This window comes from Methylobacterium brachiatum, assembly GCF_020523825.1.
GTDB lineage: Bacteria > Pseudomonadota > Alphaproteobacteria > Rhizobiales > Beijerinckiaceae > Methylobacterium > Methylobacterium brachiatum.
In genome coordinates this window covers 197734-211904 of record NZ_JAJALK010000004.1, presented here as the reverse complement: position 1 = coordinate 211904, position 14171 = coordinate 197734, and the positions used below count along the sequence as shown (strand labels likewise).

Below are 14171 nucleotides of genomic sequence, written 5' to 3'. Positions count from 1 at the left end.
GTCTCCCTGATCCTGACGGTGCCGCCCGCGGGAAGCTGGGCTGACCCATCAGGTTCTGCGTCAAGCCTTTGAACCGCTGCGCTTTTGCCCTCTCGCAAGGGCTGCCGGATATGCGCGCTTCCGTCGTTGGATAGGGCCTTGCTGTTGCCCGTGAGGGGCACGGGTCCCCTCTCCCGTGCGGGAGAGGGAGCACCGCGCGGCCTTCGAGAGCGATCGCGCTCCAAACCTCGATAGACGTCGCTCCCCGCAGGAGCCTGAGCCCCGCTACATCGCCCCGCCATCCACCGTGATGGTCTCGCCGGTGATGTAGGCGGCCCCTGCAGCAAGGAAAAAAATCGTCTCGGCGATATCCTCGGGCTGGGCCATGCGGCGCAGCATCGTGTGCTGCACGGTGGCGGCCTTGCGGGCTTCCGGCCAGGGCTCGGTCCAGGGGGTGGCGACGAGGCCCGGGGCGACCGCGTTGACGCGCACCTCCGGGGCCAGCGCCCGGGCGAGGCTGCGGGTCAGGTTGATCAGCCCGGCCTTGCTGGCCGAATAGGCGATCGAGGAGCCCCGCCGCCCGAGCCCGGCCACGGAGGCGGTGTTGACGATCGTCCCGCGGCTTTCTTTCAGACTGGCCGCTGCGGCTCTGGCGCACCGGTACGGGCCGATCAGGTTCGTCGCCAGGATCGTGGCCCAAAAATCCTCGGTCATCGCGTCGAGATCCTCGAAGGCGATGGGCGCGGTGGTGCCGGAGGTCCCGGCATTGTTGACCAGCACGTCGAGGCCGCCGAGCGCCGCGATCCCGGCCGCCACCATCGCCTCGGCCTCGCCGGGCCGGGACACGTCCCCGGGCAACGCCATCACGGCCAGGCCTTCGGCGGCGAGACGTTCGGCCTCCGCGGGGCCGCGGGGATCGTCGGGCAGGTGGTTCAGGGCCACGCTGGCGCCGTTGCGGGCGAACAGCGTCACCGTGGCCAGCCCGATGCCCGAGGAGGCGCCGGTGACGAGGATGCGCCGTCCGGACAGGTCCGCGCCGATCATGTGCCCTCCATCCGGCCGATCCCGGCCATCGCCCGCTTGAGCGCCAGGAGCTTGCGGTCGCGCTCGCGGAACAGCTCCTCCGGCTCGCGCCCGCCCCAGTCGAAATAGCCCCGGCCGGCCATCACCCCGGTCCGGCCCTCAGCGCAGAGCGCGTCCAGGGTCTCCGACCGGGTCCGCGACGGGGGCGGCGCGTAGCTGGCATTCGCCAGGGCGCGCTGGGTCAGCTCCAGCCCGGTGAAGTCGGCCTTGGCGAGGTGGCCGAGGATCGGGATGCGTAAGCTCAGCCCGTGGATGATCGCGTCGTCGATGTCGCGCGGCGCGGCGATGCCCTCGTCCAGCAGCCGGAACACCTCGGCGCTGATCGCCGACTGGATCCGGTTGGCGACGTAGCCGGGGATGAAGCGCTTGAGCACGATCGGCACCTGCCCGAGGCCGAGCACGAGGTCGCGCATCGCCGCGATCACCGCCGGATCCGTGCCGGGGCCCAGGACCACGTCGACGAGGTCGACGATGTAGGGCGGCGTGTACCAGTGCATCACCAGCGCCCGCGCCTGCCGGGCCTGCGGGATCAGCGGGAAGACGTCGAGATAGCTGGTGTTGCTGGCCAGGATCGTGTCGGCCGGGCAGAGCCGGTCGAGCGCGGCGAACAGGGCCCGCTTGGCCTCCGGGTTCTCGGTGATCGCCTCGATGACCAAGTCGGCCCCCGCCACCGCCGGTCCGAGTTCCGCCTCGACCCGGACGGCCTGGGCGAGCCGCGCGGAATCCCAGCCGTCCGGGGCGGCGCCCGCCTCCTGCAGGGTCGCCAGAGCCGATTCCATGAGCGCCGGCACCCGGGCGCGGGTCTGCGCATCCGTGTCGGTGATCCGCACGGCATGCCCGTGGAGCGCCAGAACCAGGGCGATGCCGTGGCCCATCAGGCCGCCGCCGACGATCGCGATTTCCGTCATGGTGTCTCCCTCACACCGTCGCGACCGGCGTCACCGGCGAGCCGACCGCGCCCGGCAGGCGGAGCGGCGGCGCGGTGAGCAGGAAGCGGTTGCGCCCATGGGCGCGCAGCCAGTCGGCGAGCGGCGTCAGGTGCCACAGCTCGCCGAGATTGACCCCGAGCTTGAACAGGCAGTGCTCGTGGAGCGGCAGGGTCGCGCAGCAGGCCGGCCCTATCCCGGCTGGATAGGCCTCGACGGCGTAGTTGTCGGCGATCAGCGCGCAGAGGCCCGAGCGAGTGATCCAGTCGAGGAGCCGCGGGTCCCGGCCGTCGAGCCCGGCGCAGAGGTTGTGGACCTGCTTCGGATCGGGCGCCCCGCCCATGGCGATCAGCCGCTCGGCGAAGCCGGTATGCAGGCAGACCATGTCGCCGGGCTCGATCACGACCGCGTCGGCCGCGATGATGCCGGCGAGCTGGTCGTAGCCGACCTTGGCCTTGGCGTCGCCGAGATGGGCGCGCAGGTCGATCATCACGGCGCGGCCCTGCATGCCGACCTCGGCCAGCCGCTCGATCCCGAGCTTTTTCGCCCGGGAGGGCTGGTCGGCGGCCTCGGGGGTGCTCGGCCCGACGATGTCCCGGCCGCCGCGAAAGCCGTTGTAGAAGGTCGGCGCGGCGCCCGCGCCGTCGGCATCGAACAGCGAGCCGACATGGGCGAACGAGTCCCACTGCGTCGAGTATTGCAGGTGGATCAGGGCGCGGTCGTCGCAGATCACGTCGGTGGCGCCGTCGACCTCCTCGCAGACCGGGAAGTTCATGTTCGGGCGGCCGTCGGCCCGCCGGGTCGGGGTGATCTGCGGCGGGTGCCGGCGCGGATTGAGGACGTTGCCGCCCGGCAGGTCGAGAGGCAGGCTGAGGCAGAAGGTCAGGCCCTCGCGCACCTCGGCGACGCCCTGGCGGACCTTCTCGGGGGTCAGGAGGTTCAGCCGCCCGCGCTCGTCGTCGGGACCGAAATCCCCCCAGGTCGAGCCCTCGGGGCGCCGGGTCCAGCGCAGGCTCATGCGCGCGTTCCCCGCGGCAGCAGGCGCGTCGCCGGAATCCGGGGCCGCGGTCCGGGGCGAACCCCGGCCGCGGCCGAGCGTGCGTTCCTCACCTGTCCGTCGCCCTTCTTCGAGGCTGTCGGGCCCGCGTTTCGCGGCGCCACCCCGAGCCTAGGCCGGCGCGCAGCGAGTCGATACCCCGGGCGGAAAACGACTGGGCCGAAACGTCACCGGCCGATCCCGACGCAGGTCTTGTGCTCTGCTTTGGCGCGGATACAGTTCATCCCAAGCCCGCGAATAAAAAATTCGGGCACCTGGGATGAGGAATCGCCGATGTCCGAGACCGTGCGCGTCGTCGCTCGGCGTGCCCCGATTCGGCGCACGCTGCCCGCGCTGCTCGCGGCGGGATTGATGCTCACCGGGCAGGCCCGCGCCGCCGACCCGATCAAGATCGGGGTGATCGCCGAGGCGCAGTCGGTGGCCGGGTCCGCGATTCCGAAGGCGGTCCAGCTCGCCGCCGACGAGATCAACGCCCAGGGCGGCATCGACGGGCGCCAGATCCAGGTCGTGACCTACGACGACAAGAGTTCCGCCTCCGACGCGGTCCGCGCCTTCCAGCGGGCGGTCAGCGAGGACAAGGTCAACCTCGTCATCGCCAGCTACATCTCCGAGGTCGTGCTGGCCCTGATGCCGTGGTCGGCCCGGCTCAAGACCCCGATGATCACGCCCGGGGCGGCCTCCAACGAGATCAGCGTCGCGGTCCACAAGGACTACGCGCGCAACCGCTACACCTTCCACGGCTACCTGACCTCGCACGCCCTGGCGCAGTCGGTCTGCGACTCGGCCAAGGAGGCGCTGGTCGGGCTGCTCAAGGCCAAGTCCGCCGCGATCATGAGCGAGGACGCGGCCTGGACCCGCCCGCTGGACGCGGCCTACGAGGAATGCCTCCCCAAGGCCGGGCTGAAGGTGGTGGAGCATGTCCGGTTCTCGCCGGATACGGGCGACTTCACCCCGATCTACAACAAGATCGAGGCGGCCAAGCCCGACCTGATCGTGACCGGCATCGCCCATGTCGGGGTGCAGCCGACCGTGCAATGGCAGAACCAGCAGGTTCCGATCGCCATGACCGGCATCAGCGGCCAGGCGACCTCCTCGAGCTTCTGGGCCAACACCAACGGCGGCACGCAGGGCGTGCTGTTCGACGCCATCGCGGTGCCGGGCGTGGCGATGACCGAGAAGACGAACGCCTTCACCGACGCCTACATCAAGCGCTTCGGCGGCGCCCCGTCCTACGCGGGCTACATGGCCTACGACGCCATGCATTACACCGCGGACGCGGTGAAGCGCGCCGGTTCCACCGAAGCCGACAAGCTGGTCGACGCCCTGGAGAAGACCGACTGGCTCGGCACGGTCGGGCGGATCCAGTTCTACGGCAAGGACGAGACCTTCACCCACTCGATCAGGTACGGGCGGGGCTTCGTCACCGGGCTGCTGGCCCAGTGGCAGAGCGGCAAGCAGGTCGCGATCTGGCCGACGGAGGTGGCCAACGGCAAGCTGGTCCTCCCGCCCGCGGTCAAGCCGGCGGTGCAGTGATGCGGGCGGGGAGAGCGCGATGATCGGGCTTCAGATCCTCGTCGACGGCTTCGCGATCTCGGCGCTCTACGCGCTCGGCGCGATGGGCTTCACCCTGATCTTCGGCGTCTCCGGCGTGCTGAACCTCTCGCACGGCGCGCTGATGGTGATGGCCGCGGTCGCGGCCTGGGCGGCCTCGTCCCAGTTCGGCCTCGGCTCCTACGCGGGCGCCGGCATCGGCATCCTGTGCGGCCTGGCCGCCGCCCTGGTGACCTACTTCGCGATCGTCGCCCCGATCGAGCGCAGCCGCGCGATCCCGCGCGAGGAGAAAGAGATCTTCGTGCTCACCGGCACCCTGCTCTGGGGGATCATGATCCAGGAGCTCGTCGCCTACTTCTTCACCGACAACCCGAAGACGGTGCTGCCGATCGTCGAGGGCGTGATCGAGATCGCCGGGGTGCGCACGCCGAAGAACGAGATCTTCACCGCGGTGATCTGCTGGATCGTGATCGGCCTGCTCTGGCTGTTCGTGAACAAGGCGCGCGCCGGCAAGGTCCTCCTCGCCGCCTCCATGAACCCCCGCGGGGTCACGCTGCTCGGCCACGACATGTCCCGGATCTACGTCGCGGTCTGGGCGATCTACGGGCTGCTCGCCGGCATCGCCGGTGTGCTGCTCGGGATGTTCCTGGGCGTCTCGTCCTATTCGGTGGGCCCGCTCACGGCGAGCGCCTTCTCGATCGTGGTGCTGGGGGGCTTGGGCAGCGTCACCGGCTCGCTGATCGCGGCCTACGTGGTCGGCTATCTCGAGACCGCCACCGCCTACCTGATCTCCCCGGCCTACCGGGTGATCCCGGCGCTGCTGCTGCTCGTGGCCGTGATGTACCTGCGCCCGCAGGGCCTGCTGGGGCGGCGGTGATGGTTTCTTCCACCCCACGGGCCCCCAGCCTGCGCCCGCATCCTGAGGTGCAGGCGCGCAGCGCAGGCCTCGAAGGAGGTCTCCAGCCGGGCGCGCGATCCCTGGAGGTCTCCTTCGAGGCCGCTGGCGCGGCACCTCAGGATGAGGGGTTTGGGCGGGACGGGTCTCGGTCCCGAGTGAGGTCGGTCGTTTCACCGATGAGGCTGACCCCATGAAGCTCCTCTCCACCCCGGGCTTCTGGGTCGCGCTGCTGGCGCTCGCCCTGGCCGCGTTCCTGCCCTGGTGGGTCTCGGGCTACATCCTCGGGCTCCTGACCATCGCGTATTACTTCGGCGTCTTCGCCATGGCCTGGGACCTGCTGTTCGGCTTCGCCGGCGAGGTGAATTTCGGCCCGACCTTCCTGATCGGGCTCGGGGCCTACGGGGCCGGCATCCTCAACAACCGCTACGAAGTGCCGATCCCCTACTGCCTGGCGGCCGGGACCGTGCTCGCGGTGGTCGGCGGCCTGGCCCTGGCGCTGCCGGCCCTGAAGGTGCGGGGGCCGTATTTCGGGCTCATCACCCTGGTCGCGGTGCTGCTCCTGCAGAACATGATCGTGGTGTTCTCCGGGATCACCGGCGGCGAGATCGGCCTCACGGTGCCGGACGTGATCTCCATCGACGCCGACACGAATTACTGGATCGCGCTCGGCTTCATGACCTTTGCCGGGCTTGTGCTCACCGCCATCGCCCGCTCGCCCGCGGGGCTGATCCTCCAGGCCGCCGGCCAGGACCCGATCGTGACCGGGGCGCTGGGCTTCAACGTCGCCAAGCACAAGCTCGCGGCTTTTGCGGTCAGCGCTGCCTTCTCGGGCCTCGCGGGCGGTCTGGTGGTCTTCTACATGGGCACCGCCTCGGTCGGCACGCTGATCGACACCGCGGTCGGCGTCCAGGTGATCATCGCGGCGGTGCTCGGCGGACGCCGGACCATCGTGGGCGCCGCCCTGGGGGCCGTGTTCCTGATCGCCGCGGGCGAGCTGCTGCGGCCGCTCGGGCCCCTCTCGACCTTCGTGGTCTCGGCGGTGGCCCTGCTGGTCATCCTGTTCGTGCCTTCGGGGCTGCTCGGCCTCGCATCCGTCCGGAGAGCGCGATGACCGTCGCCGTCAGGCCCGCGCCGCCCCGCGCCGCCTCCCTCGCCGAACCCTGCCTCACCGTGCGCGGCCTGACCAAGCGGTTCGGCGGCCTGGTCGCGGTCAAGGACATCGACCTCGACCTGCGACCCGGGGAGATCCTGGGCCTGATCGGGCCGAACGGCTCGGGCAAGTCCACCGTGATGAAGCTGATCATGGGGCTCGAGCGGCCCACCGCCGGCTCGATCCGCCTCGACGGCGCCGAGATCGGCGGGCTGCCGGCCCACCGGGTCGCTCGTTCTGGCGTCGGCCTGGTGTTCCAGCACGCCCGCCCGCTCCAGCGGCAGACCGTGCTGGAGAATATCAGCCTCGCCCTCCTGCCCGACAGCCTGATCCGGCTGGCCGCGGACCCGCACGTGGCGCGGCGGGCGCGGGAGATCGCCGAGCGCGTCGGCCTCGGCGCGGTCGTTGACCGGCGGCCCGGCACCCTGCCCTTCGCGGATCTGCGCCGCCTGGAACTCGCCAAGGCGATCGCCCGCGATCCCCGGGTGGTGCTGGTGGACGAGCCGTTCGCGGGCCTGACCGGGGGCGAGGTCGCGGCCTTCTCCGAGCTGATCCGCGGCTTTCGCGACGAGGGCAAGGCGGTGCTCCTCGTCGACCACAACGTGAAGAGCGTCGCGGCCCTCGTGGACCGGGTCTTCGCCATGTATCTCGGCGAGCGCATCGCCGAGGGCTCGGCCGAATCCGTGATGGCCGACCCGACCGTCCGCCGGGTCTATCTCGGCGGCAGCATCGAGACCGCGGCCCGCCCGGAGGCGGCGTTCAAGCCCGACTCGCTGCTCACCGTCGCGGGCGTCGACGTGCTCTACGGCAAGGCGCAGGCCCTGCGCAGCGCCGCGATCCACGCCCACGAGGGCGAGTTCGTCTCGGTGGTGGGGCTCAACGGCGCCGGCAAGACCACCCTGTTCAACGCCATCTCGGGGCTGGTCCAGCATACCGGGACCATCCGGTTCGACGGCCAGGATCTCGCGCGCTTGAGCCCCGCCGCGATCGCCCGGGCCGGCATCGTCCAGGTGCCGGAGACCCGCGAGCTGTTCGGCGATCTCAACGTGCGCGAGAACCTGGATCTCGGCGGCCAGCACGTCACCAAGGCCGAGAGCGTGCAGCGGCGCGACTGGCTCTACGAGCTGTTCCCGATCCTCAAGGCCCGCGAGGGCCAGACCGCCCGCACGCTGTCCGGCGGCGAGCAGCAGATGCTGACCATCGCCCGCGCCCTGATGATGCGCCCGCGCCTCCTGATCCTCGACGAGCCGACGCTCGGCCTCGCCCCGGTGATCCTGGAGCTGCTGTCGAAGGCCCTGGAACGCCTGCGCCAGACCACGCCGATCACCGTCCTGCTCGGCGAGCAGAACGTCACCTTCGCGCTTCCCCATGCCGACCGGGTCTACGTGCTGGAACAGGCCCGCATCGTCTGGGAAGGCCCGCCGGACCGCTTCGCGGGCGAGATGGGGGCGAAGTATTTGTAAGCAATCCCGTGCCTCCCGCCCATCCCCTCATCCTGAGGTGGCGAAGCGCAGCGTAGCCCTCGAAGGAGGCTTCCAGGGATCGCAAGCGGGCTGGAGGGCTCCTTCGAGGCCCGGCGATCGCCGGGCGCCTCAGGATGAGGGATTGGGTGGGACGGACGAAGTCATCGAGGCGGCGCATCCGGCGCTGGGCCAGAGTGGAGCGGATGCCGTGGATTTCGACCTCTGTCCGTCCCAGACGCAGTGGCTGACCCGGGTCCGCACCTTCATCGCCGATGCGATCCGGCCCGCCGCCGCCGCGGTGGCGGCCGAGCGGGCGGCGAGCCGCGCGCCCTCGGCCACAATGGAACGGCTGAAGGACAAGGCCCGCGGCGAGGGCCTGTGGAACCTGTTCCTGCCGCCCTCCCCCGAGCATGACACGGACGAATACCGCGGCGCCGGCCTGACCAACCTCGATTACGCGCTCTGCGCCGAGGAGATGGGCAAGGTCGGGATCGCGTCGGAATGCTTCAACTGCGCCGCGCCGGATACCGGCAACATGGAGGTGCTGCACCGCTACGGCAGCCCGGCCCAGAAGGAGCAGTGGCTGCGACCGCTGATGGACGGGACGATCCGCTCGGCCTTCCTGATGACCGAGCCCGACGTCGCCTCCTCGGACGCCACCAACATCGAGACCGCGATCCGCCGGGTCGGCGAGCATTACGTCATCGAGGGCCGCAAATGGTGGTCCACCGGCGTCGGCGATCCACGTTGCCGGATCGCGATCCTGATGGGCAAGACCGATCCGGACGCCCCCCGCCACCGGCAGCAATCGCAGATCCTCGTCCCGATGGATGCGCCGGGCCTGCGCGTCGAGCGCCTGCTCCCGGTCTTCGGCTACGAGGACGCGCCCAAGGGCCACGGCGAGGTGGTGCTGAAGAACGTGCGCGTCCCGGCCGAGAACCTGATCCTCGGCGAGGGGCGCGGCTTCGAGATCGCGCAGGGACGGCTCGGGCCGGGGCGCATCCACCATTGCATGCGCACCATCGGGGTGGCCGAAACGGCGCTGGAGGCCATGGCGCGCCGGCTCGTCTCGCGGGTCGCCTTCGGCAAGCGCATCAGCGAGCAATCGGTCTGGGAGCAGCGGGTCGCGGAGGCGCGGATCGACATCGAGATGACCCGGCTGCTCTGCCTGAAGGCCGCCGACATGATGGACAAGGTCGGCGCCAAGGGCGCCAAGCTCGAGATCGCCATGATCAAGGTCGCCGCCCCGCGGATCGCCCTCAAGGTGATCGACGACGCGATCCAGGCCCATGGCGGCGCCGGCGTGTCCGAGGATTTCGGACTGGCCAGGATGTACGCCCATATCCGCACCCTGCGGCTGGCCGACGGGCCGGACGAGGTGCACAACCGCTCCATCGCCCGGCTCGAATTTGGGCGCTACACCAATGCCCGGGAGGGTACATGAGCGGCCCCGACGCCTTCTCCGGCGTGAAGCCGGTCGAGCCGCGCCATCGGATCGACGAGGCCCGGCTGGCCGCCTGGCTCGCCGAACATGTCCGCGACTATGCCGGGCCGCTTAACCTGCAGCAGTTCCGCGGCGGCCAGTCGAACCCGACCTACCGGCTGGAGACGCCCGGCCAGGCCTACGTGCTCCGGCGCAAGCCGTTCGGGCCGCTGCTGCCCTCCGCACACGCGGTGGAACGCGAGTTCCGGGTGATCGGCGCGCTCTACGGCGAGGGATTTCCCGTCCCCCGCCCCTTCGCGCTCTGCGAAGACGAAACCATCATCGGCGCGGCCTTCTACGTGATGGAGGCGGTCGGCGGCACCGTGCACTGGGACGGCACCCTGCCCGGCCTCGACCCGCATGGTCGGCACCGGCACTACGCTATGATGATCGCCACGCTGGCCCGGCTCCACGCGATCGACCCGGAGGCGGCCGGGCTCGCCGATTACGGGAAGCCCGGCAACTACTTCGCCCGGCAGGTCGACCGCTGGACCCGCCAGTACCGCGCCGCCGAGGAGGACCGACTGGAGGATGTCGAGCACCTGATCGCGTGGCTGCCCAAGACCGTGCCCGAGCAGCAGGGCACCGCCATCGTCCACGGCGATTACCGCCTCGACAACCTGATCTTCTCGCCCGACGGCGGCGTCAGCGCGGTGCTCGACTGGGAACTGTCGACTTTGGGCGATCCGCTCGCCGATTTCAGCTACCTGCTGATGCACTGGGCGCTGCCCGCGGACGGCCGCAGTGCGCTCGGCGGGCTCGACCTGCCGGCTTTGGGCATCCCGACCCGGGACGAGGCGGTGGCGCTCTACTGCCGGGCCGCCGGCCGGGCGGACCTGCCCGAGCTCGACTGGTACTTCGCCTACAACCTGTTCCGGCTGGTCGGCATCCTCCAGGGCGTGGCCGCCCGCGCCAAGGCCGGCAACGCCGCGAGCGAGCACGCCGCCGCCATGGCGGCGCGGGTGCCGACGCTCGCCGCCTCGGCCTGGGCCTTCGCCGAGCGGGCGGGGGCCTGAGATGGATCTCGCCGGCCGCGTCGTCGCCGTCACCGGAGCCGCACGGGGCATCGGCCGGGCGCTCGCCGAGGCCGCGCAGGCGCGGGGCGCAATCGTCGTCGCCCTCGACCGGGACGGCGTCGGGGCGGAGGCCGTCGCCGCGCGCCTCGGCGGCCGGGCCTATCCAATGGACGTGGCGGATGCCGAGGCCGTCGCCGGGACCCTCGCCCGGATCGAGGCCGAGATCGGGCCGATCGCCCTGTATTGCTCGAATGCCGGCATCCTCGAGCGCGATCCCGATCCCGCCCTTGCGACCTCGGCCGATCCGGCGAGCTGGGAACGCGCCTGGTCGGTGAACGTGATGGGCCATGTCCACGCGGCGCGGGTCCTGGTCCCGCTCTGGCTCGCCCGGGGCGGGGGCGCCTTCCTCGGCACCGTCTCGGCCGCCGGATTGCTGAGCCAGATCGGCAGCGCCACCTATTCGGCCACCAAGCACGCCGCCCTCGCCTTCCTGGAACACCTCGCCATCGCGCATGCCGCGGACGGCATCCAGATCGCCGCCCTGTGCCCGCAGGGCGTCGAGACCGCCATGCTCGGCGCGGCCAGCGCAGCCGCCCGCGACGGCGTGCTCTCGCCCGACTCCGTGGCCGAGGCGGCCTTCGACGGGCTGTCCGCCGGCCGGTTCCTGATCCTGCCGCACCCGCAGGTGGCGGATTACGCCCGCCGCCGGGCCGACGACCCCGAACGCTGGCTCGCCGGCATGGCGCGCCTGCGCCGGTCGATGCTGGCGGGGTCGGAGGTGTGACGATGGCTGACGTCGGACAATCGGACCGCCGGCCGAGCCTAGCGCAGGTCCCCTCTCCCGCGCGGGAGAGGGACAGGGTGAGGGATGCGACCTTTCCGGACAGACCTGATCCCTCACCCCAACCCTCTCCCGCACGGGAGAGGGGGCGCGTCGCGGATTTCAAGGGTTCGTGCGTGAGCATCATAGCCCGCGGAATGAGGGCGGCGGGCGCGTGCCGCCCCGTCCGGAGCAGAGCCGGCCCATGTCCCTGTTCGATCTGACCGACAAGGTCGCGCTGATCACCGGCTCGTCCCGGGGGATCGGCCGGGCGATCGCCCTGCGGATGGCCGAGCATGGCGCCCGGGTGGTGATCTCATCGCGCAAGCGCGCGGCCTGCGACGCGGTGGTGGCCGAGATCGAGGCCGCCCACGGCCCGGGCCGCGCCGCGGCGATCCCGGCCAGCATCTCCGTGAAGGCCGAGCTGGAGGATCTCGTCGGTGAGACCGAGGCCCGGCTCGGGCCGGTGGACGTGCTGGTCTGCAACGCCGCCAGCAACCCGTATTACGGGCCACTGGCCGGCATCTCGGACGCACAGTTCAGAAAAATCCTGGAGAACAACGTCCTGTCGAACCACTGGCTGATCCAGATGGTCGCCCCCGGCATGGTTGCGCGGCGGGACGGGGCGATCGTGATCGTCTCGTCTATCGGCGCGCTGAAGGGTTCGCCGGTGATCGGCGCCTACAACGTCTCCAAGGCCGCCGACCTCCAGCTCGCGCGCAACTACGCGGTGGAATACGGCCCGGCCAATGTCCGGGTGAACTGCCTGTGCCCGGGGCTGATCCGCACCGATTTCGCCCGGGCCCTGTGGGAGGATCCCGAGATGCTGGCCGCCACCACGGAGGCCGCGCCGCTCCGCCGGATCGGCGAGCCCGACGAGATCGCGGGCGCGGCCGTGTTCCTGGCCTCGCCGGCCGGCCGGTTCGTCACCGGCCAGGCGCTGGTCATCGACGGCGGCGTGACCATCGCGCGATGAGCCCCGATCCCCACCTCCCCGCCGGCTGGCCGGCCCTCTCCTTCCGCGACGCGGAGGCGCGCCTCACCGCCCCGGGCGCGCCGTTCGCGATCGCCACCGTGCCGATCCGCGGCGTGCCGACCCGGATCTGGACGACCGCGCCGCCGACCCTGCGCGACCTGTTCCGCATCGCCCAGGGGCATGGGGACAAGACCTTCGTGGTCTACCGGGACGAGCGCGTCACCTTCACGGGCTTCGCCCGCGCCGCGACCGCCCTGGCCCATGCCCTGGTGGCGGCCGGGATCGGCAAGGGCGACCGGGTGGCGATCGCCCTGCGCAACCTGCCGGAATGGCCGGTCTGCTATTACGGCGCCCTGCTGGCCGGGGCGATCGCGACGCCGCTCAACGCCTGGTGGACCGGGCCGGAACTGGCTTACGCGCTCCAGCATTCCGGCGCGCGGGTGCTGATCGCCGACGGCGCGCGGTTCGAGCGCATCGCGCCCCATCGGGCCGAATGCCCGGCCCTGGAGCGGATTTTCGTCACGCGGATGGAGCCCGACGACCGGGCGACGCCGCTCTCCGCAATGATCGGCCCGGTGGCGGATTGGGCCGCCCTGCCCGACCGGTCGCCGCCCGACATCGCCCTCGACCCCGAGGACGACGCGACCCTGTTCTACACCTCGGGCACCACCGGCCGGCCCAAGGGCGCGGTCGGCACCCACCGGGCGGCGGCGACCACGGTGATGGCCTATCCCTATTCCGCCGCGCGCAGCGCCCTGCGCCGGGGCGAGGCGCTTCTGAGGCCCGACCCGTCCGCGCCGCAGCGGGCCTCGCTGCTGGTGATCCCGCTGTTCCACGTCACCGGCTGCCACGCGAGCCTCGGGGCGGCGCTCTATGGCGGCCATCGCCTGGTGATGATGCATCGCTGGGACGCCCTTGAGGCCCTCGACCTGATCGACCGGGAGGGCTGCACCGGCGCCGGCGGCGTGCCGACCATCGCCTGGCAGCTCGCCACCGCCGCCCAAGAGGCCCGCCGGCCGCTGCCGAGCCTCGAATCCGTGACCTATGGCGGCGCCCCGGCGGCGGGCGACCTCGTGCGCGCCCTGGGCGAGGCCTTCCCGAAGGCCGTCCCCGCCACCGGCTGGGGCATGACCGAGACCTCGGCGACCTTCACCCATCACCAGGCCGAGGATTACCGCGCGCATCCCGATTCTTGCGGCCCGCCCCTGCCGGTCTGCGAGGTGCGGATCCTCGATCCGCTGGGCCAGGACTTAGCCCCCGGCAGCATCGGCGAGCTCTGCGTGAAGGGCCCGAACGTGGTCCGCGGCTACTGGGACGACCCGGCGGCCACCGCCGAGGTGCTGGCCGACGGCTGGCTGCGCACGGGCGACCTCGCCCACGCCGACGACGAGGGGTTCCTGACCATCGTCGACCGGATCAAGGACATGCTGATCCGCGGCGGCGAGAACATCTATTGCTGCGAGGTGGAGAACGCCCTCTACGCGCACCCCGACGTGATCGACGCGGTGGTGCTGCCGGTACCCCACCCGACACTCGGCGAGGAGCCCGGCGCGATCGTGGCCCTGGCCGAGGGCGCCCAGACCGAGCCCGAGGAGATCCGGGCCTTCGCGGCGCAGCGGCTCGCGGCCTTCAAGGTGCCGGTGCGCGTGGTCGTCTGGGACGGGCTCCTGCCGCGCAACCCGGCGGGCAAGATCCTGCGGGCGCCGCTGCGGGCGGTGTTCGCCGACGCCTCGACGCCCGATCTTTGACTTCGGCGGCGGGCGCTCCGG

The 14171-nt window shown here is 71.5% G+C and carries 12 protein-coding genes; 9 read left to right on the top strand and 3 right to left on the bottom strand.

Going from position 1 to position 14171, the window contains the following annotated elements:
• Positions 1-264: 264 nt before the first annotated feature.
• From LGR69_RS11060 to LGR69_RS11050, 3 genes are read right to left on the bottom strand one after another with little or no spacing between them, the layout of a single operon-like run.
• Positions 265-1023, bottom strand: coding sequence for an SDR family NAD(P)-dependent oxidoreductase (locus tag LGR69_RS11060; RefSeq protein ID WP_230366044.1), 759 nt, complete (start codon positions 1021-1023; stop codon positions 265-267).
• Entirely contained in the window at positions 1020-1970 is a 951-nt protein-coding gene (locus LGR69_RS11055) for a 3-hydroxyacyl-CoA dehydrogenase family protein (protein ID WP_230366043.1), read from the bottom strand. Before LGR69_RS11055 ends, LGR69_RS11060 begins: the two co-directional genes overlap by 4 nt.
• A gap of 10 nt (positions 1971-1980) precedes the next feature.
• Positions 1981-3006 (bottom strand): cyclase family protein, encoded by a 1026-nt coding sequence (locus LGR69_RS11050; protein ID WP_230366042.1) that lies wholly within the window; start codon positions 3004-3006, stop codon positions 1981-1983.
• 312 nt (positions 3007-3318) lie between these two features.
• On the opposite strand from LGR69_RS11050, the gene LGR69_RS11045 reads away from it, so the two are divergent.
• From LGR69_RS11045 to LGR69_RS11005, 9 genes are all read left to right on the top strand, one after another.
• On the top strand, positions 3319-4578 hold the full coding sequence (locus LGR69_RS11045) for an ABC transporter substrate-binding protein (RefSeq protein WP_230366041.1): 1260 nt from the start codon (positions 3319-3321) through the stop codon (positions 4576-4578).
• Between the two features lie 19 nt (positions 4579-4597).
• Positions 4598-5473 (top strand): branched-chain amino acid ABC transporter permease, encoded by an 876-nt coding sequence (locus tag LGR69_RS11040; protein WP_007560867.1) that lies wholly within the window; start codon positions 4598-4600, stop codon positions 5471-5473.
• Positions 5474-5684: 211 nt separating this feature from the next.
• A complete protein-coding gene (locus tag LGR69_RS11035) occupies positions 5685-6605 on the top strand; it encodes a branched-chain amino acid ABC transporter permease (protein ID WP_230366040.1) in 921 nt (306 codons plus the stop codon).
• The gene (locus tag LGR69_RS11030; RefSeq protein ID WP_230366039.1) at positions 6602-8107 is read left to right on the top strand and encodes an ATP-binding cassette domain-containing protein; all 1506 of its coding nucleotides are present in this window, start codon (positions 6602-6604) and stop codon (positions 8105-8107) included. The genes LGR69_RS11035 and LGR69_RS11030 overlap by 4 nt, the downstream gene beginning before the upstream one ends.
• A 208-nt stretch (positions 8108-8315) precedes the next feature.
• Positions 8316-9551 carry an acyl-CoA dehydrogenase family protein gene (locus tag LGR69_RS11025; protein ID WP_230366231.1) on the top strand — a complete coding sequence of 412 codons (1236 nt, stop codon included), beginning with the start codon at positions 8316-8318 and terminating at the stop codon, positions 9549-9551.
• Positions 9548-10606 (top strand): phosphotransferase family protein, encoded by a 1059-nt coding sequence (locus LGR69_RS11020; RefSeq protein ID WP_230366038.1) that lies wholly within the window; start codon positions 9548-9550, stop codon positions 10604-10606. The genes LGR69_RS11025 and LGR69_RS11020 overlap by 4 nt, the downstream gene beginning before the upstream one ends.
• Position 10607: 1 nt before the next feature.
• A complete protein-coding gene (locus tag LGR69_RS11015) occupies positions 10608-11390 on the top strand; it encodes an SDR family NAD(P)-dependent oxidoreductase (protein WP_230366037.1) in 783 nt (260 codons plus the stop codon).
• Positions 11391-11631: 241 nt separating this feature from the next.
• Complete coding sequence (locus LGR69_RS11010; protein WP_230366036.1) at positions 11632-12402, top strand: SDR family NAD(P)-dependent oxidoreductase; 771 nt, start codon at positions 11632-11634, stop codon at positions 12400-12402.
• The gene (locus LGR69_RS11005) at positions 12399-14150 is read left to right on the top strand and encodes a class I adenylate-forming enzyme family protein (protein ID WP_230366035.1); all 1752 of its coding nucleotides are present in this window, start codon (positions 12399-12401) and stop codon (positions 14148-14150) included. Before LGR69_RS11010 ends, LGR69_RS11005 begins: the two co-directional genes overlap by 4 nt.
• Positions 14151-14171: the final 21 nt, after the last annotated feature.

What these genes read in the sequence shown, in the direction of transcription:
- LGR69_RS11060 (WP_230366044.1), bottom strand. Translation starts at nt 1,023, where the DNA reads ATGATCGGCGCGGACCTGTCCGGACGGCGCATCCTCGTCACCGGCGCC.
- LGR69_RS11055 (WP_230366043.1), bottom strand. Translation starts at nt 1,970, where the DNA reads ATGACGGAAATCGCGATCGTCGGCGGCGGCCTGATGGGCCACGGCATC.
- LGR69_RS11050 (WP_230366042.1), bottom strand. Translation starts at nt 3,006, where the DNA reads ATGAGCCTGCGCTGGACCCGGCGCCCCGAGGGCTCGACCTGGGGGGAT.
- LGR69_RS11045 (WP_230366041.1), top strand. Translation starts at nt 3,319, where the DNA reads ATGTCCGAGACCGTGCGCGTCGTCGCTCGGCGTGCCCCGATTCGGCGC.
- LGR69_RS11040 (WP_007560867.1), top strand. Translation starts at nt 4,598, where the DNA reads ATGATCGGGCTTCAGATCCTCGTCGACGGCTTCGCGATCTCGGCGCTC.
- LGR69_RS11035 (WP_230366040.1), top strand. Translation starts at nt 5,685, where the DNA reads ATGAAGCTCCTCTCCACCCCGGGCTTCTGGGTCGCGCTGCTGGCGCTC.
- LGR69_RS11030 (WP_230366039.1), top strand. Translation starts at nt 6,602, where the DNA reads ATGACCGTCGCCGTCAGGCCCGCGCCGCCCCGCGCCGCCTCCCTCGCC.
- LGR69_RS11020 (WP_230366038.1), top strand. Translation starts at nt 9,548, where the DNA reads ATGAGCGGCCCCGACGCCTTCTCCGGCGTGAAGCCGGTCGAGCCGCGC.
- LGR69_RS11015 (WP_230366037.1), top strand. Translation starts at nt 10,608, where the DNA reads ATGGATCTCGCCGGCCGCGTCGTCGCCGTCACCGGAGCCGCACGGGGC.
- LGR69_RS11010 (WP_230366036.1), top strand. Translation starts at nt 11,632, where the DNA reads ATGTCCCTGTTCGATCTGACCGACAAGGTCGCGCTGATCACCGGCTCG.
- LGR69_RS11005 (WP_230366035.1), top strand. Translation starts at nt 12,399, where the DNA reads ATGAGCCCCGATCCCCACCTCCCCGCCGGCTGGCCGGCCCTCTCCTTC.